The following is a 20,646-nucleotide window of genomic DNA, read 5'->3' as shown; positions in this document are numbered from 1 at the left end:
CGCCCGATGGACGAGCGGCTGCTCTACGGCGCCTGCGTGCTGGTGCCGGTGGTGGCACTGGTCCTGTTCTTCCTGCTGCCGCTGGGCACCATCGTCTGGCGCAGCGTCCTGGAGGAGGAGGGCGGCGTCGGCGTCGCCAACTATCTGGCCCTCTTCCAGACGCCGGGCATCCTGCGCGCGGTGGGCAACAGCCTGCTGGTCGGCGCCGCCACCACGGTGGTCTGCCTGCTGCTCGGCTTCATGGTCGCTTACGCCGTGCAGCGCACGCGCATTCCGGGGAAGCGCTTCGTCGCGGCGGCCCTGTCGCTGCCGCTGCTGGCGCCCTCGCTGGTGCTCGGCCTCGGCCTGATCTTCCTCTTGGGCCGCAACGGGCTGGTCAGCAACCTGATCGGAACGCGGCTGAACATCTACGGCTTTCCCGGGCTGCTGATCGCCAACGTGCTCTACGCGCTGCCCCAGGCGGTGCTGATCATCCAGGCGGCGCTGCGCCAGTCCGACGCCCGCTACTACGACGCGGCGGAGGTGATGGGGGCGAGCCGGCTCCAGCAGTTCTTCGGCATCACCCTGCCCAACGTGAAGTTCGGCCTGCTCAGCGCCGGCTTCGTGGTCTTCACCGTGACGATCACCGATTTCGGCAACGCGGTGACCATCGGCGGCGACTTCTCCGTCCTGGCGACCGAGATCTACAATCAGGTCACCGGCCAGATGAAGTTCGGCATCGGCGCCGCGGTGGGCATCCTGCTGCTGCTGCCCACGGGCATCGCCGTCTACATCGAGCGGGTGGCCGCCCAGCGCCAGTTCGGCACCGCCTCGGAAAGCGCCCTGCCGCCGGTCCCCGACTATGTGCCGGCGCGCGACATCCCGCTGTTCCTCGCCACCATGACCCTGGCCCTGTCCATCGTGGCGGTGGTGGCGACGGTGGTCTTCGCCAGCTTCGTCCGGCTGTGGCCCTACCGGCTGGACCTCACGCTCAAGCACTATTCAATCACTCTCAGCGGCGGCTACGACCCGCTGTGGACCTCGCTCGCCGTGTCGGCGGGGGCGGCGGCGATCGGAACGGCGTTGCTCTTCGCCCTGGTCCTGGGGCTGCGGCGGATGCCGCCGGGGGTGGCGAAGGCGGTCTATCTGCTGGCCGTCCTGCCGGTCGGCGTGCCCGGACTGGTGCTCGGCCTGTCCTACATCTTCGCCTTCAACCTTGCGGGAACGCCGCTGCACATGCTGTATGGCACGGTGCTTCTGCTGGCGCTGTGCAACTTCTACCACTACCACACGCAGGGTTTCCTCACGATGGTCACCGGAATGCGCGCCGTGCCGCCGGCGCTGGAGGAGGCGGCGAGCTGCCTCGGCGGCGGCGTCCTGCGGGTGCTCGGCGACGTGGTGGTGCCGGTGATGGTGCCGACGCTGCTGTCGGTCTTCTTCTTCCTGTTCATGCGCTCCATGGTCACGCTGTCGGCGATCATCTTCCTGGTCACCCCCTCGACCAACCTCGCCGCGGTGACGGTGATGCGGCTGGACGAGGCCGGCTTCGTGTCGCAGGCGGCGGCCTTCTCCACCTGCATCATGGCGGCGGTCGCGGCGGCGGCGCTGGCGATGCGCGGCGCCCTGTCGCTGGCGACCCGGCGCAAGGCGGCCTGAACGATGCTTCAGGAGGAACGCCACCAGCGCATCCGCGCCCTGCTGACGGCGCTGCACCGTGTGTCCACCGACCGCATCGCCGGGGACCTGGGCGTGTCGCGCGAGACGGTGCGGCGCGACATCGTGGAGCTGGAATCGCGCGGCGAGCTGCGCCGCGTCCATGGCGGCGTCGTCGCCGTCGGGCCGGAGCCGGAGCCCCCGATCGCCGTGCGCAGCCAGGTCCGCCTGAAGGAGAAGCGGGCCATCGCCAAGGCGGCTGCGCGGCTGGTCTCGCCCGGCCAGACGCTGTTCCTCGACTTCGGCAGCACGGTGTCGGCCCTGGCGGAGGAGCTGGCGAGCCTGCCCGGCCTGACCATCGTCACCAACTCCTTCGACGTGGCGCAGACCGTCGCCAACCAGAACCGCAGCCGGGTGGTGCTGTTGGGCGGCCGGGTGGACGAGGGGCTGCCCGCCACCTTCGGCGAGGGCACGGTGGCGGAGATCCACCGCTACCGCGCCGACGTGGCGCTGCTGTCGCCGGTGGCGCTGCACCCCCGCTACGGCGCTACCAGCTTCGACCCGCGCGAGGCGGAGGTCGCCCGCGCCATGGTCGGCAACGCCGGCCGCACGGTGATCCTGGCCGACCACAGCAAGATCGGGCAGGCCAGCCGGGTCAGCTTCTGCCCGGTGGACGGCATCGACACGCTGGTCACCGACGCCCGCTCCCGCGAACTGCCGGAACTGACGGCGCTGGCCGTGCCGGACATGGTGTTCGGATAGCCCGTCCGCGCAGCGTGGCCCGACCGCCACGGGCGGGGCGCAGAAAGCGCTTTACAAATCGAGGAAAATAATCCTTAGTGGGGACGTCAGCACTCGAACTGCGCCCGCCCGGCTTCGCCGTGGCGGGCGTTGTCGTTTCGGCCGCGCATTCCGTCACCGGTGCGGAACCCTCTGGTCCCGCCGGCCGCGAACGACACCCGTCCCGACCCTCCGCAGGAGCGACCATGACCACCACCCTCCGGGCGGCTCCGCCGCCTGTCGCCCTCGATCTGGCCCGCCATTTCGAGGGGTTGTCCCGAACCGCCTACCGCTGCCCCGCCGGTGTCTGGACCATCGGTTACGGCCACACCCGGGCGGTGACTCCCGGCGACGCCATCACGACCGAACAGGCCGAGCGCCTGCTCGCCGACGATCTGGCCGAGGCCGCCGCGGTGGTGGACGGCGCCGTGACCGTGCCCCTGACCGACGGGCAGCGGGCCGCGCTGATCGATTTCGTCTTCAACATCGGGCCGGGGCGGTCCAGGAAGGGCAAGGACCCGGGAAAGGACGGCTTCGTCCGCCTGCGCAGCGGAAAGCCCTCCACCCTGCTGCGCAAGCTGAACGCCGGCGACACCGACGGGGCCGCCGCCGCGTTCGGCGCGTGGGTCTATGGCGGCGGCCGGGTGCTGCCCGGTCTGGTGCGGCGCCGGAGGGCCGAGGAACTGCTGTTCCGCGGTGCAGACTGGCGGCGCGCGCTCGACGATGGTCCGATGGCCCAGACGGTGGAGCCGGCGACGCCGTCCGTGCCTGCCGGCGCCGTCCGTGCCGCCGCAGGGACGCTGGCGATCGGCGGGTCCCTCGGCGTGGTCGCCGAGGTGCTGGCGCCGGTGCTGCAGGTGACCCAGCAGATGCAGGACCTTGCCGAGCAGGCGCAGGGCGTGGCGGCCCAGGCGCAGGGCGTGTCCGCCGGCATTCGCGGGCTTGCCGGGCTGTTCGGGTGGGCGCCGTCGCCGGCGGTGGCCGTGCTGTTCACTGGTCTGGTGGTGACGCTGGCCCTGCTGTGGCGGGAACGCCGCTCCCGCGGCTGACCGCGACAACGGCGGCGGAGCGGATTTGGAGGGCGGCGCGGACCCGAAGCCGCGTGCGTTGGTGGTGGAGGATGTGCTGTACTCCATCCACCGATCGCGACCCTCCAGCACCGACCCGCCGCCATGCCCCATTCCGTGAATCCCGGACGCTCTTCCGCCCTCCAAGCCGCCGCTCTCGCCGGTCATCATGCCGATGCGACCCGGCTTGAGCGCTCCGGCCGTCGCGACGCCGCGGAGGCGGTGCTGCGCGGCATCCTGGCCGCCGACGGGAGCAACGAGGAGGCGTGGCTCCGGTTGGGTGGCCTCGCGCTCACGGAGGGGCGTCACAGCCGTGCGGCGCGCTGCTTCGCGCGCGTCATGCTGCTCGCCCCGGATCGGGCGCAGGCCATGCACAATCTGGCCGAGGCGCTGCGCCTGACCGGGCGGAAGGGGCGGGCGTCCATCGCCTTCACGCGGGCCTTGCGGTTGCGTCCGGACTATCCCAAGGCGCTGACGGCCTTCGCCATGATGATGCGGGATCAGGGCACGGGGCGCGAGGCGCGCCATCTGGCCGCCCGTGCCCTGATCGCCGACCCGTCCTTCGCGACGGGATGGCGCAATCTGGCGATGCTGTTCCAATCCCTGAACCAGCCGGAGGCGATGGTCCGGCTGCTGCGCCGGGCGGTGCTGTCCGATCCCGGCAACGCCGGCGTCCAGGCCGCCTACGGCGTCGCCCTGTGCGAGACCAGGGAAACCAGCCGCGCCCTGGAGGCGCTGCGCTGCGCCGTCGCGCTGGCTCCCGGCGAGGCCGAGGTTTTGGGCCAACTGGCCTCCGGACTGATGCATGCCGGCGATAGTGACGGAGCCCTGCTGGCGGCGTCGCGGTGCCGTCGCATCGACCCGATGGCGGCGGCGGCGGACGTCCAGGATTCCCTGACCTGGATGATGATGGGCGACTTCCGCCGCGGCGCCGCCGCGATCCGGCGCGCCCTGACCCTGGACCCGGGCAACCCGGGTGTCCTGATCAACGTCGCCCTCCTCCTGCACACCCGGAACGCGAACGACGAGAGCATCCGCTGGAGCAAGCGCGCCCTGCGCCTGGACCCCGCGAGCACGGTGGCCCGCTTCAACCTGTCGATGTCGCTGTTGCAGCGGGGCGACTTCTCCCGCGGCTGGGCGCTGTACGAGGCGCGCTGGTCGATGGGAGGGGCGGGTTATCCGAACCACGCTCCGGCGTGGGACGGCAGCCCCCTGAACGGCCGCAGCATCCTGCTGACCGCCGAGCAGGGGCACGGCGACACGCTGCATTTCGCCCGCTACGCCACCCTGCTGGCCGAACGCGGCGGGCGGGTCGTCCTGCATGTCCAGCCGCTGCTGAAGCGGCTGCTCGCCAACTCCCCCGGTGTCACCGCCGTGCACGGGATGGACGAGGAGCCGCCGGCCTGCGACCTGTGCGCGCCGCTGCTCAGCCTCCCCCGGCTGGTCGGCACCCGGCTGGAGAGCATTCCCGCCGCCATGCCCTACCTGCGCGCCAGCGAGGCCGACCGCCCGGCGTGGCGGAGCCGGCTGGCCGGCGAGCGGCGGCTGAAGGTCGGCCTCGTCTGGGCGGGCGAGCCGCGCAAGGGGGACTTCAAGGCCAACTCCGTCGACCGGCGGCGCAGCCTGACGCTGAGCGCCCTGGCGCCTCTGGCCGGCATTCCGGGCGTGGTTTTCTACAGTCTGCAGATCGGCGAGGCGGGCATCCAGGCGAAGGCGCCGCCAGCGGGGATGGAGGTCGTCGACTGGACCGGCCACATCCGCGATTTCGCCGACACGGCGGCCTTCATCGACGAACTCGACCTCGTGGTGACGGTGGACACGTCGGTCTGCCATCTGGCCGGCGGTCTGGGCAAGCCGGTCTGGGTGCTGTCGCGGTTCGACGCCTGCTGGCGCTGGCTCGGCCACCGCGAGGACAGCCCCTGGTACCCGACGATGCGTCTGTTCTACCAGGACGAGCCGGGCGTCTGGGAGCCTCCCATCGCGCGGCTGGCCACTGCGCTGGCGACGCTGGCCGGCGGTCGCACCGCCGGATCGAAGGCCCGGCCGGTTGCGGAGCGGGGCATCGACCCGCTGGGCGCGGGGCTGGCGGCGGCGCTCGCCGCCCATCGCTCCGGACGCCTGACCGAGGCCGCCGCCGGCTACCGCCGTGCGCTCACCGCCGACCCGGCGAAGGGCGACGCGCTGCATCTTCTCGGACTGGTCCGTCTGGCCGAGGGTGTTCAGGACGGGGCCGGGCGCTGGCTCGTCCGCGCCGTCGCCATCGAGCCGGGGCGGGCGGTCTTCCGCAATTCGCTGGGCGAGTGCCGCCGTTCCGCCGACCGGGTGGAGGCCGCCGGCTACGCCTACCGTCAGGCCACCGTGCTCGATCCCGGCTATGCCGAGCCGTGGGTCAACCTCGCCAAACTGTCGGTCGCCGCCGGCCGGCCGGGGGACGGACTGTGGCAGGCCCGGCGGGCGGTGCGGTTGTCGCCCGGCCTGTCCGACGCCTGGCGCGGCCTTGCCCATGCGGCGATGGAGCAGGGCGAGGCCGCGGTGGCCGAACGGGCCGTCCGCCGGGCGCTGGCGCTGGCCCCCGCCGACGGGGAGGCGCTGGGCCACGCCGCGCGTCTGGCCGGCCGACAGGGCGACCGGGAGCCGGCGGAGCGGCTGCTTGGGCATGTCCTGCGCCTCACCCCGGATTCGGCGGCGGTGTGGCGTGAGCGGGCCGACCTGCGCCTGAAGGGGGGCGGGCACGCCGCCGCCCTGCCGATGCTGCAGCGGGCGCTCGCCCTCGCCCCCGACGTTCCGGAGGCGCTCAACAACCTCGGCGGTGCGCTGCTCGGGCTGCGGCGGCAGGAGGAGGCGGGGCGCCATTACCGCCGGGCCATCCAGCTCCGCCCCGGCTACCCCGACCCCTGGAACAACGCCGGCAGCGCTTTCCAGGAGCGCGGCGACACCACCCAGGCGCTGTCCCATTACCGGCGCGCGGTGGCGCTGTCCCCCGACCATCCCGTGGCCTACGCGAACATGGGTGAAACGATCCGCTCCTCGGCGGGCGGGGCGACGGATTTCCGGACGGCGGAGGTGCAGTGTCGCCGCGCCCTGACTCTGGTGCCGGGTCACGGCGCCGCCCTCAACGCCCTGTCGGTGCTGTGCCTCGACCTGCGGCGCCTGGAGGAGGCGGAGGCCGGGTTCCGTGCGCTCATCGAGCGCGATCCGCGGAGCGCCCAGGCCCATTTCAACCTGTCGCTGGTCCTCCTGACCAGCGGGCGCCTGCGGGAAGGGTGGGAGCATTACGAGGAGCGCTGGCGGATCGGGGAGATTCCCGTTCCCAAGGCGCCCGGCCGGCTGTGGACCGGCGAGCCGCTGGAGGGCCGCAGCATCCTGCTGCACGCCGAGCAGGGCCATGGCGACACGCTCCAGTTCGTGCGCTACGCCCCGCTGGTGGCGGAGCGGGGCGGCCGGGTCCATCTGGCCGTCCATGCCGGCCTGCGGCGCCTGATGGAGCGCATTCCCGGACTGGAGGGCGTGTACGACCTGTATGGCGGCCTGCCGGCGACGGAATTGCATTGCCCGCTGCTCAGCCTGCCGCGGGCCTTCGGAACGGAGCTTGGCAGCGTTCCCGCGGCGGTGCCCTATCTGTCCGCCGATGCCGCGGAAGTGGAGCGGTGGCGCGCGCGCCTGCCCGCGGACGGGCGGCTCAAGGTCGGGCTCGTGTGGTCCGGCGACCCGCGCCCGCACAGCCCCAAGGCCAACGCGGTGGACCGGCGGCGCAGCCTGACCCTGGCCGCCCTGGCCCCGCTGGCCGCCGCCGGGGACGTCCTGTTCGTCAGCCTGCAGAAGGGCAGCCCCGCCGTCCAGATCAAGGAGCCGCCCCCCGGCATGGACCTGATCGACCCGATGGACGCGGTGACGGATTTCGCGGACACGGCGGCGCTGATGCGTTGCCTGGACCTGATCGTCACCGTGGACACGTCGGTGGCGCATCTGGCGGGCGGGCTGGGCCTGCCCGTCTGGGTGCTGTCGCGGCATTCCGGCTGCTGGCGGTGGCTCACCCGGCGGACGGACAGCCCCTGGTACCCGACGCTTCGGCTGTTCCACCAGCCCAGTCCCGGCGATTGGGAGCCGGCGGTCGCCCAACTGGCGGAGGCGCTGGCGGAGCGGGTGCGATCGCACGGGACCCATCCGGCGTGACCGGGGGCGGTTGCTCCCCGCCCCCTTGCCGAAAGACCTTTGCCGAAAGACTTCAGGCTTCGGACAGCGTCCAGAGGGTGCTGGCGACGGTCGACCGCGCAGTGCTCCTGGTGGCTTCGTCGCGAGGAACGATGTCGCCCCGGTCGTTGATGAAATGCGTCGCGGTCTGGACGAGCTGCTCCGGCGAGACGCCGTTGGCGTGCAGCTCGTCCCACATCTTGAGGAATTCGGCCGCCGGCTTGCCGATGTAGCCGTCGGTGATGCGGTCGATCAGCTTTTGTTGATCGGCGGTGACGAAAGGTTGGTACCCGGCCTCGTTCACCGGCAGGGCGATCTGGATGGCCGGATAGGGGGCCTGGGGGCGGCTTCGCACCTCGGCGTCGCGCGCCGCCTGATAGTCGGCGCGCTCCTTGCGCAGGCGGGCGGTTTCTTCCGTGTCGGGCCGTGTCGGCGCCGCCGCGCCGGGCAGAGATGTCGGCCGGGGTGAGGGCGGGGCTTCCGCATCGGACAGCAGGCCGGCGAAGCCGCCGTCCGGCGCCGCGGTGCGCCCGGCGGCCTGTCCACGCTCCACAAGAGACGGGGAAGGCTGAGTGATGGGAAACGGTCCGTTTACGCCGATCATGCGTGTTCTCCTGCCGGCAAAGGCTCCTGGCGTCGACGACCCCGGACCGGTTCACGCCGTCGTGTCGATGCCGTCATTGCGTTGTGTCGGGGCGGGGATGCCGACGTCCGGCTCGCGGTCTCGGCGCCCGACCCACAGGTTTAGGTTGTGTTGACACAAGCAATTCGCATGCCGCATCGCCGGATCGGGTGTTCCGGCAGGTTTTCCGGCGCACGGCATCGGCCGGGGGACGATTTTTCCGGGACCCCCGGCAAATCCTGCAGGGTTCTCAGCGGTTGCCTGCCGCCTGAAACTTCGGGCGAGGCGCTACCGCTTGGGAGCGCCCCGCACGCGCATGACGGCAAGATGGTCGGCTTCGGACGTTTCGCGGCGGGCCGCTCAAGGCCCGCTCTTTCGCCAACCCGCCCTCCATCCAGTCAGCGGAACCGCCCGCCGCCGTCCATGTCCACCACGGAGCCCGACAGGTAGGCGACGCGCGGCGAGCTGAGGAGCGTGACGAGGGAGGCGATCTCCGACGGCTCGGCGAGGCGCCCGAAGGGAAGATCGCCCAGGGCTTCGGTCCAGCGCTCCTCGTCGTCGAAGCGCGTCTTGGCGCGCTTGCGGTAGACCGCCGCGACCCGGTCGGTGCGCGTCGCCGAGGGGTTCACCCCGAAGACGCGGACGTTCCAGTCGGTGCTGCGGGCGCCCACCGCCTGGGTGAAGGCGATCAGGGCGGCGTTGCCCGCCGAGCCGCAGGCGTAGTCCCAGCGCGGCGTCATGCCCATCATGCCGATGACGTTGACGATGGTCCCGCCGCCGCGCTCCCGCATCGCCTCGACGAAGAGCTTCGTCATGTGGATGTATCCGAAGACCTTCAGCTGCCACGCCGCTTCCCATTCGGCCATGCCGAGGTCGAGGACGCTGCCGCCGGGGATCGCCCCGGCGTTGTTGACCAGCACGTCGATGTCGGGAAGCGCCGCGGCGAGGCGTTCGCGCGCCGCCCCGTCGGCGAGGTCGGCAGCCATCGTCTCGACCGCCACGCCGTGACGCGCGCGGATGCCCGCCGCCGCCGTCTCCAGCGCTGCCGCGTCGCGGGCGACCAGGACGGGCAGGGCGCCCTCGGCGGCGAAGGCCTCGGCGCAGGCGAGCCCGATTCCCTTGGAGCCCCCGGTGACGAGGACCCGCTTGCCGGACAGGTTCAAGTCCATCGCTCAGCCCTCCGCCTGTTCCGCTGCCGGCTCCGCCGCCGCGTACCAGTCGGCGATCTGGGGGCCGGTGGCGAAGGCGACGTGCGGCGAGGCCTGCAACAGGTCCAGCATGGCTTCCAGCTCGTGCAGCCGGTGCGGCACCGCAATCAGGTGCGGGTGCAGGCCGATGGCCAGGACGCGCGGGTTCTCCACGCATTCCCGCTCGAACAGCCGCAGGGTGTGGCCGAGCCGGCTCAGCATCTCCCCCGTCGCGTGCTTCTCGATGGCGTAGACGATGGAGTCGTTGATCTCCAGGTTGTAGGGCATGGCGAGCAGCGGGCCGTGCGCGGTGCGCATCCAGCTCGGCAGGTCGTCGACCACCCAGTCGAACACATGGTCGATGCCCTGGCGGCGCAGCAGGTCGGGCGTCTGCACCGTCTCGCGCAGGCCGGGGCTCAGCCAGCCGCGCGGACGCGTGCCGGTGAAGCGCTCGATGCGGTCCAGCGCCGCCTCGATCAACGCCTCCTCGCCGTCTCCGGCGTGGTTGATCGCCTTCTGGTGCATGCCGTGGCCGATGAACTCCCAGCCGGCGGCGAGCATGGCCTCGGCGGCCTGCGGGTAGGCGTCGATGACGCCGGCGTTGAGGCTGGTCGAGGCGGGCAGGCCGCGGTCGCGGAACAGCTTCAGGATGCGCGGCAGGCCGCTGCGCATGCCGTAGTCGGCCCAGCTGAAGTTCGGCACGTCCGGCACCGTCTCCCGCCCGTGGGGCGGGGTGATGATGGTGCGCGGCATCGCCTCGTCGAAGCGCCAGTTCTCCACGTTGACGACCAGATGGGCGATGATCCGCCGCCTCTGGAAGTCGGGCAGCGCCGGCCGCGCGTCGGACAGGCGGTAGCTGATCCGGGGGTTGGTCATGCGTGTTCCTTCTGGGCTTCGCGCATCTCGGCCATGATGGCGGCCTTGTGCCGGATGAAGGCCGGGTCGGTGAGCTGGTCCACCGAGCGGGGCCGCGGCAGGTCCACGGTGATCTCGCGGGTGATCCGTCCCGGCCGGGCCGACATGATGCAGATCCGGTCGGCGAGCAGGATCGCCTCGTCGATGTCGTGCGTGACGAACAGCACCGTGGTGCCGAGCGACTGCCAGACGTCGAGCAGAAGCTGCTGCATGCTCATGCGCGTCTGGGCGTCGAGCGCGCCGAACGGCTCGTCCATCAGCAGCGCCTTGGGGTCCATGACCAGGGCGCGGGCGATGCCGACGCGCTGGCGCATGCCGCCGGACAGCTGCGAGGGCAGGGAGTGGGCGAAGCGCTCCAGCCCGACGAGGCGGAGCAGTTCGCGGATCTTCGGCTCGTATTCGGCGCGCGGGCGCTTCTGGACGCTCGGCCCGAAGGCGATGTTCTGCTCCACCGTCAGCCAGGGCAGCAGGGCCGCCTCCTGGAAGACGACGGCGCGCTCCGGGCCGGGGCTGTCGACCGTGCCGCCGTTGAAGGACAGCGCGCCGGAGGTCATCTCCTCGAAGCCGGCGATCAGGTTGAGCAGGGTGGACTTGCCGCAGCCCGAGGGGCCGAGCAGGGCGACGAACTCGCCCTCGCCGATGTCGAGGTTGACGCGGTCGAGCGCGATGACCGGCTGCTTGCCGGGGTAGGTCTTCACGACCTCGCGGAAACGTATGGTGCCCATGTGTGTCTCCGTCCTTTAAAGCGGATCGTGATCCGCTTTGGACCGCGACGGCGGTCCCGGCCGCCTGTGCGGCCGAAGCCCGCCGGCGAATGAGGCGATGCAAGTGCGAGGCGGATTGGAGCCGGCGCCAGCGCAGGGCCCAGTGCTCGACGGTGACGATCAGGCGGTCGCTCAGCAGGCCCATGGCCCCGATCGACAGCATGTCGGCGATGACCACGTCCATGCGGCCGACGTAGTAGGCATCCCACAGCACGTAGCCGAGCCCCGACTTGACCGCGACCATCTCGGAGACGATGACCGCCGTCCAGGCGATGCCCAGACCGATGCGCAGCCCCGTGAAGATCGCCGGCAGCGCCGCCGGCAGGACCACGCGCCGCAGCACGTCGAACCGGCTGGCCCCCATCATCTCGGCCGCCCGGATCCAGTTGCGGTCGACGTCGCGGGCGCCGTGCGTGGCGTTCACCACGATCGGGTAGAAGCCGCCGAGAGCGATCAGGAAGATCGCGCCCATGTCCTGGATGCCGAACACGGCGATGGAGAAGGGCAGCCACGCGGTGATGGGGATGGGGCGCAGAAGCTGGATCGTCGGGTCCACCGTGCCGGACACGGCGCGGCTCCAGCCGATCATGACGCCCGCCGGGATGCCGATGGCCATGGCGAGCACGAAGCCCTGCGCGACGCGCATGGACGAGAACAGCACGTTGCTGAGCCAAGTGCCGCTGTAGGGGTTGAGGCCCATGCCCTGCGGGCCGAAGGCCCAGACGACCCAGGCGTCCCACACCCGGTCGGGTGTCGGCAGCACACCCCCGGCCAGCGAGCCGCCCGATCCGGCGAGCTGCCACGCCGCGATCACCAGGACGGGCAGCAGCGCCGCGCGCATCGCCGCCCCGGTGCGTCCCGCCGGGAACAGGCCCCGGCTCTTCACCTTGGGAGCCGCCGGCACGGGGGCCGCGTCCAGGGCTCTTGCGGGCGCGTCATTCATCACTCCAGTCCTCCGCCATTCTTGTCGGCCGCCACGCTGTCGGAAGGCCGCCCGCCGAAGCGGGCGGCGGCTTGCCGTGTCACTGAGCCTTCTCGACGAAGGAGGCGTCCCAGTACTTCTCGATGTCGCCCGACACGTCCTTCGGGATCACGCCCAGCTCGTTGAAGGCCTTGGCCTGACGCTTGATCTGGTCGACCGTGGTGACGGAGCCAAGCTCGATCACCTTGGACGCCTCGGCGGCGAGCTTGGTGTCGAGGCCGGTCAGCGACGCGTAGGCCTTGGTGAACTCGTCCGGCGAGGCGGCGAGCTTCTTCTGCGCCTGCAGATAGGCCCAGACGAACCGCTCCATGGCGGGGCGCTTCTCGGCCATCGACTTGCGGTTGGCGGCCAGCATGCCGAGCTCCGCGCCGACCGATTTGGACTGGCTGTATTCGAGATTCTTGGCGAAGAAGCCGTAGCCTTCCATCACCGGGATGGATTCGAAGGGCTCCCAGGTGACGATGGCGTCGACCTCGCCGCGTTGCAGGGCCTGGTCGAAGTTGGCGCCGCCGCCCTGGATGTTTACGGCCTGGAAGCTGTTGTAGGGAATGTTCTTCTCGGTCAGGGTCGCGGCGAACTGGAACCACACCGCCGAACCGGGGGCGATGGCGACCTTCTTGCCCTTCAGGTCGTCCCAGCTGTCGAGTTTGACGCCCTTGCGGCCGATCACGTATTTCGGGGAGCTGCCGACGCCCATCACGCCGACCATGTCGGTGGCGCCCTGGGCCAGCGAGATCGCGAGGTCGGCCGGCCCGACCGTGGCCATGTCGAGGGAGCCGGCGAGGAGCGCCGTGCGCGCGTCGGCGTAGCGGGCGAACTCGACCGTCTTCAGCTCGACCCCGAGCTTCTTGAGGTCGTCGGTGATCATCACCACCGGGGCGAGATGGCCCACCTTCTGATAACCCACCGTCAGCTCGACCGGCTTCGGCAGGGGAGCGGGTTCCGCCGCGCGCGCGGCGGGCGACAAGGCCAGACATCCGGCGATAACCGCGCCGATGGTGTTGAGACCCAGATGCTTCCAGTTCATGACTTGTCTCCCTGTTTATGGTTCGCCGCCCCGTGGGGCCGATCCTCCGCCTTACTTTCCCTTGAAATCGGGTTCTCTTTTTTGCGCGAAGGCGGCACGCCCCTCCGCGTAATCGGCGCTGACGAAGCAGCGGGCGACGAGGGTGTCCACCGCTTCGGTGTCGGCCGGGCCGTCGGTCCGCAGCGCTTCCAGCATGGCCCGTTTCGCCGCGCGCAGGGTCAGCGGCGCGTTTCCGGCGATCAGACCGATATAGTCCTCCACCGCGCCGTCGAAGGCGGACGCGGCGGCCACGCGCTGGACGATGCCGAGGCTCGCCGCCTCGTCCGCCGTCACGATGCGCGCGCTGAACAGCAGGTCGGCGGCGGCGGCCGCACCCATCCGCTGCACGACGAGGCGCACCAGGGGAAAGCCATAGCCGAGCCCGAGCCGGGCGCCCGGCATGCGGAACCGCGCGCCGTCGTCGCTGAGCCGCAGGTCGCAGCACAGCGCCAGTTCCAGCCCGCCGCCGAAGCAGATGCCGCGGATGGCGGCCACCGTTGGCACCGGGGCTTCGAGAAGCGCCTCGGTCGCGGCCGACACCGCCTCTTCATAGGCGGCGGCCTGGGCGGCATCGGCGCGGACGGTGCCGAATTCGGAGATGTCGGCCCCGGCGGAGAAGGCGCGCTCCCCCGCGCCACGGACCAGCAGGACGCGGACCGCGGGGTCGGCGACGGCGCGGCCGATGCGCTCGGGCAGGGAGCGCCACATCTCCAGCGTCATCGCGTTCAGCCGCCGGGGCTGGTCGAGCGTCAGGCGGGCGATCCCGCCGGACAGTTCAAGCCCGACCACACCTCCAACAGCGCCCGGTTCCTGATCGCTCATCAGACGATCCCCTGCGCCTTGAGGGCGGCGACGTCCGCCGGGGACAGGCCAATGGCGCCCAGCACCTCCGCCGTGTGCTCGCCGGCGTCGGGGGCGGGCCGCTCGATGCGGGCGGGGGTGCGCGACAGGCCGACCGGCTGGCCGACGAGGCGCATGGCGCCGCGGGCGGGATGCTCGCAGGGCACGGCGATGCCGAGATGCCCGACCTGCGGGTCGGCGAAGACCTCGTCCATGCGGTAGATCGGCCCCGCCGGAACCCCTTCCTCCTCCAGCCGCGCCAGCCAGTCCGCGGTCTTGCGGGTGCGGAACACCTCCTCCAGCAGCGGCTTGAGCGTGGGACGGTTGCGGAAGCGCTGCTCCTGCGTGGCGAATTCGGGGGCGTCGGCGAGGTCCTCGCGCCCGATGGCCCGGCAGAAGGACCGCCACTGGCCGTCGCCGCCGACGCCGATGTTCAGGTGGCCGTCGGCCGTCGCCATCACGCCCATGGGGGTCGAATAGGGGTGATCGTTGCCCGCCGGCTGCGGAACCTCGCCCTCCACCAGATAGCGCGCCGCCTGGAAGTCCATCAGGGCGATCTGGGACTCCAGGAGCGAAGTCTGGACCCACTGCCCCTCGCCGGAGCGTTCGCGTTCCGACAGGGCGACCAGGATGCCGATGGCGGCGTAGAGGCCGGAGGCGCTGTCGGCGACCGCGATGCCCGCCCGGACCGGTCCCTGGTCGGGAAGCCCGGTCACGCTCATCAGGCCGCCCATGCCCTGGGCGATCTGGTCGAAGCCGGCGCGCTCGCGGTAGGGGCCGGTCTGGCCGTAGCCGGAGATCGAGGCCAGGATGATCCGCGGATTGACCGCCCGCAGCGCGTCGTAGCCGATGCCGAGGCGGTCCTTGACGTCGGGCCGGTAGTTCTCGACCACCACGTCGGCCGTGCGCACCAGCTCCAGGAACAGGTCGCGGCCCTGCGGGGTGCGGAGGTTCAGCGACAGCGACCGCTTGTTGCGGTGCAGGTTCAGCATGTCGTAGCCGTGGCGGGGGCCGCTCATCCCCTCGTTGCGGTCGACGCCCGGCGGCGCCTCGACCTTGATGACGTCGGCCCCGAAGTCGGCGAGCACGCGGCAGCAGGTCGGGCCGGCGCGCACGCGCGTGAGATCCAGGACTCGGATGTGCTCAAGAGCTTTTGCGGGTTCGGATCGGGTCATGAGCCACGCTGTGCAAGAGGGCTGGGAAAATCGGTGATGTCGCTGGGCCGCCGCCGGTGCCAGCCGGTCCGCGCCTGCAGGGCCGCGGCGAGCGCCAGCAGCGCACCGTCCGTTCCGGGGCGGCCGACGATCTGGAGCGCCACCGGCATCCCGCGGTCGTCGAAGCCGGCCGGCACGGCGACCGCCGGCAGGCCGAGCGCGTTGACGAAGCGGGTGTAGGCGCTGAGCTGGTAGAGCGTCGCCGCGCGGAAGTCCGGGGAAGCCGGATCGGCCACCGCGACCGGCGGCGTGCGGATCGGCATGACCGGCAGCAGGAGGGCGTCGGCTTCGCCGAACAGGCTGTCCAGGATGGGCGCGGTGGCACCGGACAGCGCCGCCTTCGCCGCCACGAGGCGGTCCGGCGTGATGTCCAGGCCTTTGGCGAGCCGCCGGGCGAGGGTCGGGTCCCGCGCGGCGAGGGCGAGCCCGCCATGCTGGGCCGCCGCCTCGGCCTGGAGAATGAGGAAGAGCGGGTCGGACAGCGCCTCGATGGCGGGGAGGCCCGACCGTTGCTCCAGAGAGACGCCGCAGGCGGCGACGGCCTCCATCGCCTCGCGGCAGGCCGCCTGGATCGGCGCTTCGGACGCCTCGACCGTGTCGGACAGGAGGGCAACGCGGGCCGGCGGCTTGGATGGGAACGCCATGCCCGTCGCCAGAACGGGCGCCATGAGTTGGATGTCGCGGGCGCTGCGTGCCAGAAGCCCGATGGTGTCGAGGCTTGGGGCCAGCGTCATCGCCCCGGCGACCGGCACCGCGCCGTAGGTCGGCTTCCAGGCGGTGACTCCGCAGGCCTGCGCGGGAATGCGCAACGACCCGGCGGTGTCCGATCCCAGAGCGGCGAACACCGCGCCGGCCGCCACCGCCACCGCCGATCCGGAGGACGAGCCGCCGGGGACGATGTCGCGGTTCCAGGGGTTGAGCGCCTTGCCCACGCCGGAGGGCTCGTAGGCCAGCGCCGTCATGGTGGTGAAGCCGATCCGCCGCGCCCCGGCCCCATCGAGCCGTTCCAGCACCGCCGCCGCCCGCTCCGCTGCCGGGCCGGCGGTGTCTGCCGCCACGCCGGGAAGGCCGCAGCCGGGCGAGCGGCCCACGCTGTCGAACATGTCCTTGGCGGCGTAGAGCAGCCCGGCCAGCGGGCCGGCGGTGTCCGTTTCGGCGGTGCCGATCTCGACGAAGCAGCCGAAGCGGGCCTGAACCCTCGGCGCCCAGGCCGCGCAGGTCGCGGCGGCCTCCGCGCGGGCCGGTGTCGGGAGCCCGCTCCAATCCGTGAAACCGGGCCCGGCCCCGCAGGGGTTGTCAGGAACATCGGGGTTCTGGCTGGTCCAGGACATTCGGCCCACTCCCTCATCGCCGGACCTGATGATGAGGGTCTGCACAGTTGCCTAGAAGAACAATTGCGACACACCTGATTTCGAATTTCTCGAAATCACGGCTTCGGCACCGCTTGCTCCCGCAGGAAATCCAGAAGCCGTTGGCTGGGCGCGTCCAGCGCATCGGGTGAACGAACGCAAATCTCGAAGCTGCGTTCCGCCCACTCCTCGTCGAGGGCGACCAGTTCGACGCCGAGCGCGTTTGACAGTGGCAGCACGGCGCGCTTCGGCAGAACGCCGACGCCCAGCCCCAGGCTGATCATCTGGCACATCACCTCGAAGCTGCGGACCTGGACGCGCACCTTGATGAAGCGGCCCTCTGCCCGCGCCCGCTCGGCCAGCAGGCCGTGCACGGCGGTGCCGCCCTCCAGCGCCACATGCTCCTCGTCCAGAAGCTCGGCGAAGCGCAGGCTGGGCCGGTCAGCCAGACGATGCCCGCGCGGCAGCGCCACCCACAGCCGGTCCTTGGCGTAGGGGTAGCGGACCAGCCCCTCGGTCCCCCGGCCGCCGACGATGACCCCGATGTCGGCCTTCTTGCGGTACAGCGCGTCCAGCGTGTCGGCGCTAGGGCGTTCCTCCAGCTCCAGCTTGATGCCGGGGTTCTCGGCGGCGAAGCGCGAGAGGTCGGCGGCGAGGCATTCCACCAGCGCCGAGGAGGAGGCGTAGACCCGCACATGGCCGCGCACGCCGGACCGGTATTCGGCGAGCATCGCCTCCAGCTGCGCCCCCAGATAGACCATGTCGTGGGCGTAGCGCAGCACGAGCAGCCCGGCCGGGGTCGGCTCGATGCCATGCGGGCGCCGTTTCAGCAGCGGCATCCCGGCGTCGTGCTCCAGCAGCCGGATGCGCCGGCTGGCCGCGGACACCGCGAGATTCAGGGCCTCGCTGGCGCGGCTCAGGCTTTTCAGCTCGCAGGCTTTCACGAACAGCCGAAGCGTCGCCAAGTCATGGTGAAGCACGGTCCACACACCCCATCCGCAATTCACCGGCCATCCGCAATCCGCCGGTCCCGACAGAGTGCCATTCCGGGCGCGGGCGAGCGAGTGCGATGACAAGGTGACGGGATTCGGCGTGCCCGGATCACAGCGACAGGGCCTGATATGGGTAAGCTGGCCTGGGCGTGATGTGAACGTACAGCCGCGCGGAACCCCGGTCAGCGCTCAGCCGGCACCATGATCGCCAACCGGATGGCGGTCCTTGGGCGTCCACATCGGCGGCTTCCAGCAGTCGGGTTTCCTCCCAACAGCTTCCTCAGACCATCACAACGCGAGGGGCTCGAACCAGACGGATCGTTTCGTTCGACATACATGAAGGTCCGTCTGGATCAGTCCACTAAAGCGGATTGCAATCCGCTTTGGACCGCGACGGCGGTCCCGGTCGCATATGCGACCGGAGCCCGCCGGCGAATGAGGCGATAAGAGTCTAAAGCGAACGGAAGTTCGCTTTAGGGAGTGAGCCTGAGCGACCAGATCTGGTCGACGAGGTCGTGGCCGAACCGGTGGTTCGGCGTCTCCCCGGTCATCACGAAGCCGGCACGCCGATAAAGCCGGCAGGCGGCGGTCAGCGCGGTGACGGTCCAAAGCTCCAGCCGCTCGTAGCCCAACGCACGGGCGCGCGCGATGCAGGTGGTGACCAGCCGCTGCCCCACGCCCATGCCTCGCGCGTCGGGTTCAACGTAGAGCAGGCGGAGCTTGGCGACTCCGGGCTCCTCGCCACGCACGAGGAAGATCGAGCCCACCATGCGGCCGCTCACCTCCGCGATCCAAGCGTCGTCCTTCCGGGGGTCGAAGGCCTGGTGGAAGTCGGCAAGAATGCGGGCGGCCAGGGCCTCGTAATCGCCGTTCCATCCGTATTCCGAGCTGTAGAGGATCGCCTGGCGAGCGGCAACGAGGCCGAGATCGCCGGTCCGCAGGTTGCGAAGCCTTACCTCGGGTTCGGTGCCCTCGAAGGCGTCGCTGATGGAGACCGCCGCAGCCAAGAGACGGGAGCGCTGAAACGGGCTCAGGCCTTCGAGGAGCCTTCCGACCGCCATGCGCGTGCTGGCTTCCAGGGTCGCGAACGCACGTCCCCCTTCCTCAGTGAGGGAGAGAAGCTGGTGACGGCCATGGGCCGGGCTCTCGCGGACCGCAACGAGGCCGCGCTCCTGGAATCGCTTCACCGTCCTGCTGACCTGGGCCGGGTCGAGGCGCAGCGCGCGGGCGATGTCCGCAGCCATGGGGTCGGTCCGATTCGCCAATTCGTACAGGATGCGCGCCTCGCTGAGGGTGAAGGGACTGCCGTCATAGGCGGCGTCGAGGAGGCCCAACCGGCTCGTGTAGAGCCGATTGAAAGCGCGCAGCGTCGCGATGTCCTGATCGTGTCGGGTGGTCATGGGGCCTCCAGTGTTGACTCAGTCAATATTGGAGAATATTGACTGAGTCAACATTGAGAAAGCGCTCTTTCCGGTTCAGCGCGCCGGCACGAGGCGCGGCACCCAGCGGACGTAGGTGAGCATGGCCACCAACTCCACCAACGTCTGCGTCACCACCACCGCGGGCACCAGCGCTCCGCCGTCCGGCACGGCGAAGGCCAGCGGCAGGACGACCAGGGAGTTGCGCGTGCCGCCGGTGAAGACGACGGCCCGCGCCGCCTCGGTCTCCAGCCGGAACAGGCGCGCCACCGCCCGGCCGGCGTAGGGCATCGCCAGCGCGAAGGCGATGTAGAGCGGCACGGCGAGGGCCACCGCCCGAGCCTGGGCGGCCACGTCGGCGGCGACCGCCGCGACGACGAGGAACAGCACCACCGCCATGAGCGGCACCGGGAGCCACGCCAAGGCGTCCGCGGCGGCCTTTCCGGCATCGCTGCGCGCCGCCCAGGCCTGCGTCGCCCCGGCCAGCGCCAGCGGCACGGCGATCAGTCCGACGAAGGCGTCGATGAACGGACCCGGCTGCATCAGCGCCGCCGCCCCCTCCCCGGCGAACAGGCCGAGGTAGACGGGCAGAAGCAGCATCTGGGCGAGCAGCAGCACCGGCGTCGCCGCCAGCACCAGCCGCGCGTCGCCGCGCCCGAGATGGGTGAAGACGACGACATAGTCGATGCAGGGCGCCAGCAGCACCAGCAGCACGCCGAGACGCACCGCCGCCTGCTCCGCGGGCAGGAGGGAGACCAGCCCGAAGACGACGCAGGGCACCACCGCGAAATTGACCAGAAGCAGGGCCGACAGGAAGCGGGTGTTGGTCATGCTTCGCTTCAGATCGCCCAGCGGGACCTGGAGAAAGGTCACGTAGATCAGCGCGGCGAGGGCCGGGTTGATGCCCGCTCCCCAGAGTTCGCCCGGCAGGACGACGGCGCTCAGCAGACCGGCGGCGACCGCGGCGAAATAGACGGGGACCTGATGGTTTTCCAGATCCGCGCGGGTGACGGCGGCCATGGCTCGGTTCCTGTTGGTGAAAGCGTGTTTGCCGGAAGTCCTGTTTGCTGGACGTCCGGGCCGGCCGGGTCACGGGCAGCAGCGGCCATCCTCGTGGTGGGGCGACAGCGCCTCGATGATGCGGCACTCGGCCATCCGGCCGCCACGCCGGCACTGGTGGGCCAGCCGGTCCAGCTCCTCGCGCAGGCGCTCCAGATCGGCGATTTTCCGCTCCACTTCGTTGAGCTGCTCGACGACCAGCGCGTCAACCTCGCCGCAGGGGCGGTCTGGCTGGTCGGCGAGATCGAGCATCGCCCGGACCGTCTCCAGTGGGAAGCCGAGATCCCGCACCCGCCGGACGAAGGTCAGCCGCCGCACATGGTCATGGCCGTAGCTGCGGTAATTGCCCGCCGTGCGGGCGGGCGCCGGCAGGATGCCGATCTTCTCGTAGAAGCGGATGGTCTCCACCTTGGTGCCGGTCAGCTTGCCGAGCGCGCCGATGGACAGCTCCTGTTTCGCCATCACAAACCCTCTTGACCCTGTAGTAACTCCAGGGTCCATGGTAGCGCACGACAGGCAGCCGCGCACCCTTCAATGGCGCGGTCCGCCACACCGCCGGTCGGAGTGG

16 protein-coding genes and 1 pseudogene are annotated in these 20,646 nt (G+C 71.1%); 4 read left to right on the top strand and 13 right to left on the bottom strand.

The window, feature by feature from the left end:
• Nucleotides 1-6: 6 nt before the first annotated feature.
• The 4 genes from ABAZ39_RS28120 to ABAZ39_RS33525 all read left to right on the top strand — a co-directional run bounded on the left by ABAZ39_RS28120 (nt 7) and on the right by ABAZ39_RS33525 (nt 7,652).
• Nucleotides 7-1,635 carry an ABC transporter permease subunit gene (locus ABAZ39_RS28120; protein ID WP_040137798.1) on the top strand — a complete coding sequence of 543 codons (1,629 nt, stop codon included), beginning with the start codon at nt 7-9 and terminating at the stop codon, nt 1,633-1,635.
• Between the two features lie 3 nt (nt 1,636-1,638).
• Complete coding sequence (locus ABAZ39_RS28115; RefSeq protein WP_040137563.1) at nt 1,639-2,394, top strand: DeoR/GlpR family DNA-binding transcription regulator; 756 nt, start codon at nt 1,639-1,641, stop codon at nt 2,392-2,394.
• Nucleotides 2,395-2,618: 224 nt separating this feature from the next.
• Nucleotides 2,619-3,461, top strand: a complete 843-nt coding sequence (locus ABAZ39_RS33785; protein WP_063922744.1) for a lysozyme — start codon at nt 2,619-2,621, stop codon at nt 3,459-3,461.
• A gap of 123 nt (nt 3,462-3,584) precedes the next feature.
• Nucleotides 3,585-7,652 carry a tetratricopeptide repeat protein gene (locus tag ABAZ39_RS33525; RefSeq protein ID WP_051658661.1) on the top strand — a complete coding sequence of 1,356 codons (4,068 nt, stop codon included), beginning with the start codon at nt 3,585-3,587 and terminating at the stop codon, nt 7,650-7,652.
• A gap of 52 nt (nt 7,653-7,704) precedes the next feature.
• Here ABAZ39_RS33525 and ABAZ39_RS28095 read toward each other — a convergent pair whose 3' ends face one another.
• From ABAZ39_RS28095 to ABAZ39_RS28030, 13 genes and pseudogenes are all read right to left on the bottom strand, one after another.
• Entirely contained in the window at nt 7,705-8,274 is a 570-nt protein-coding gene (locus tag ABAZ39_RS28095; protein WP_144243660.1) for a hypothetical protein, read from the bottom strand.
• 416 nt (nt 8,275-8,690) lie between these two features.
• The gene (locus tag ABAZ39_RS28090) at nt 8,691-9,461 is read right to left on the bottom strand and encodes a short-chain dehydrogenase/reductase (RefSeq protein WP_040137561.1); all 771 of its coding nucleotides are present in this window, start codon (nt 9,459-9,461) and stop codon (nt 8,691-8,693) included.
• 3 nt (nt 9,462-9,464) lie between these two features.
• Nucleotides 9,465-10,355, bottom strand: a complete 891-nt coding sequence (locus tag ABAZ39_RS28085; RefSeq protein ID WP_040137560.1) for a polysaccharide deacetylase family protein — start codon at nt 10,353-10,355, stop codon at nt 9,465-9,467.
• Nucleotides 10,352-11,119, bottom strand: a complete 768-nt coding sequence (locus ABAZ39_RS28080; RefSeq protein WP_040137559.1) for an ABC transporter ATP-binding protein — start codon at nt 11,117-11,119, stop codon at nt 10,352-10,354. Before ABAZ39_RS28080 ends, ABAZ39_RS28085 begins: the two co-directional genes overlap by 4 nt.
• A gap of 112 nt (nt 11,120-11,231) precedes the next feature.
• Nucleotides 11,232-12,101: pseudogene (locus ABAZ39_RS37600) on the bottom strand (ABC transporter permease); the annotation flags it as partial.
• Between the two features lie 79 nt (nt 12,102-12,180).
• Nucleotides 12,181-13,167: an ABC transporter substrate-binding protein gene (locus ABAZ39_RS28065; RefSeq protein WP_051658660.1), complete on the bottom strand. Its 987-nt coding sequence runs from the start codon at nt 13,165-13,167 to the stop codon at nt 12,181-12,183.
• A gap of 51 nt (nt 13,168-13,218) precedes the next feature.
• A complete protein-coding gene (locus tag ABAZ39_RS28060) occupies nt 13,219-14,028 on the bottom strand; it encodes an enoyl-CoA hydratase (RefSeq protein WP_040137556.1) in 810 nt (269 codons plus the stop codon).
• On the bottom strand, nt 14,028-15,221 hold the full coding sequence (locus tag ABAZ39_RS28055; RefSeq protein WP_040137555.1) for a CaiB/BaiF CoA transferase family protein: 1,194 nt from the start codon (nt 15,219-15,221) through the stop codon (nt 14,028-14,030). The genes ABAZ39_RS28060 and ABAZ39_RS28055 overlap by 1 nt, the downstream gene beginning before the upstream one ends.
• Nucleotides 15,218-16,591 (bottom strand): amidase family protein, encoded by a 1,374-nt coding sequence (locus ABAZ39_RS28050; RefSeq protein ID WP_040137554.1) that lies wholly within the window; start codon nt 16,589-16,591, stop codon nt 15,218-15,220. The genes ABAZ39_RS28055 and ABAZ39_RS28050 overlap by 4 nt, the downstream gene beginning before the upstream one ends.
• 95 nt (nt 16,592-16,686) lie before the next feature.
• Entirely contained in the window at nt 16,687-17,589 is a 903-nt protein-coding gene (locus tag ABAZ39_RS28045) for a LysR family transcriptional regulator (protein WP_035681627.1), read from the bottom strand.
• Between the two features lie 485 nt (nt 17,590-18,074).
• On the bottom strand, nt 18,075-19,001 hold the full coding sequence (locus tag ABAZ39_RS28040; RefSeq protein WP_040137553.1) for a bifunctional helix-turn-helix transcriptional regulator/GNAT family N-acetyltransferase: 927 nt from the start codon (nt 18,999-19,001) through the stop codon (nt 18,075-18,077).
• A 75-nt stretch (nt 19,002-19,076) separates the two neighbouring features.
• Nucleotides 19,077-20,039: an arsenic resistance protein gene (locus ABAZ39_RS28035; protein ID WP_040137552.1), complete on the bottom strand. Its 963-nt coding sequence runs from the start codon at nt 20,037-20,039 to the stop codon at nt 19,077-19,079.
• A gap of 69 nt (nt 20,040-20,108) precedes the next feature.
• Complete coding sequence (locus ABAZ39_RS28030) at nt 20,109-20,540, bottom strand: MerR family transcriptional regulator (RefSeq protein ID WP_040137551.1); 432 nt, start codon at nt 20,538-20,540, stop codon at nt 20,109-20,111.
• Nucleotides 20,541-20,646 lie beyond the last annotated feature (106 nt).

Source organism: Azospirillum argentinense (genome assembly GCF_000632475.1).
In the GTDB taxonomy this organism is placed as follows: domain Bacteria; phylum Pseudomonadota; class Alphaproteobacteria; order Azospirillales; family Azospirillaceae; genus Azospirillum; species Azospirillum baldaniorum.
Note: the sequence above shows the minus strand (reverse complement) of the source record. Positions and strands in the feature narration are given on the sequence as shown.

Excerpts from the sequence above, each read along its gene's own strand:
- ABAZ39_RS28085 (WP_040137560.1), bottom strand. The coding sequence starts at position 10,355 with ATGACCAACCCCCGGATCAGCTACCGCCTGTCCGACGCGCGGCCGGCG.
- ABAZ39_RS28065 (WP_051658660.1), bottom strand. The coding sequence starts at position 13,167 with ATGAACTGGAAGCATCTGGGTCTCAACACCATCGGCGCGGTTATCGCC.
- ABAZ39_RS28060 (WP_040137556.1), bottom strand. The coding sequence starts at position 14,028 with ATGAGCGATCAGGAACCGGGCGCTGTTGGAGGTGTGGTCGGGCTTGAA.
- ABAZ39_RS28050 (WP_040137554.1), bottom strand. The coding sequence starts at position 16,591 with ATGTCCTGGACCAGCCAGAACCCCGATGTTCCTGACAACCCCTGCGGG.
- ABAZ39_RS28055 (WP_040137555.1), bottom strand. The coding sequence starts at position 15,221 with ATGACCCGATCCGAACCCGCAAAAGCTCTTGAGCACATCCGAGTCCTG.
- ABAZ39_RS28040 (WP_040137553.1), bottom strand. The coding sequence starts at position 19,001 with ATGACCACCCGACACGATCAGGACATCGCGACGCTGCGCGCTTTCAAT.
- ABAZ39_RS28035 (WP_040137552.1), bottom strand. The coding sequence starts at position 20,039 with ATGGCCGCCGTCACCCGCGCGGATCTGGAAAACCATCAGGTCCCCGTC.
- ABAZ39_RS28095 (WP_144243660.1), bottom strand. The coding sequence starts at position 8,274 with ATGATCGGCGTAAACGGACCGTTTCCCATCACTCAGCCTTCCCCGTCT.
- ABAZ39_RS33785 (WP_063922744.1), top strand. The coding sequence starts at position 2,619 with ATGACCACCACCCTCCGGGCGGCTCCGCCGCCTGTCGCCCTCGATCTG.
- ABAZ39_RS28090 (WP_040137561.1), bottom strand. The coding sequence starts at position 9,461 with ATGGACTTGAACCTGTCCGGCAAGCGGGTCCTCGTCACCGGGGGCTCC.
- ABAZ39_RS28080 (WP_040137559.1), bottom strand. The coding sequence starts at position 11,119 with ATGGGCACCATACGTTTCCGCGAGGTCGTGAAGACCTACCCCGGCAAG.
- ABAZ39_RS28115 (WP_040137563.1), top strand. The coding sequence starts at position 1,639 with ATGCTTCAGGAGGAACGCCACCAGCGCATCCGCGCCCTGCTGACGGCG.
- ABAZ39_RS28030 (WP_040137551.1), bottom strand. The coding sequence starts at position 20,540 with ATGGCGAAACAGGAGCTGTCCATCGGCGCGCTCGGCAAGCTGACCGGC.
- ABAZ39_RS28120 (WP_040137798.1), top strand. The coding sequence starts at position 7 with ATGGACGAGCGGCTGCTCTACGGCGCCTGCGTGCTGGTGCCGGTGGTG.
- ABAZ39_RS33525 (WP_051658661.1), top strand. The coding sequence starts at position 3,585 with ATGCCCCATTCCGTGAATCCCGGACGCTCTTCCGCCCTCCAAGCCGCC.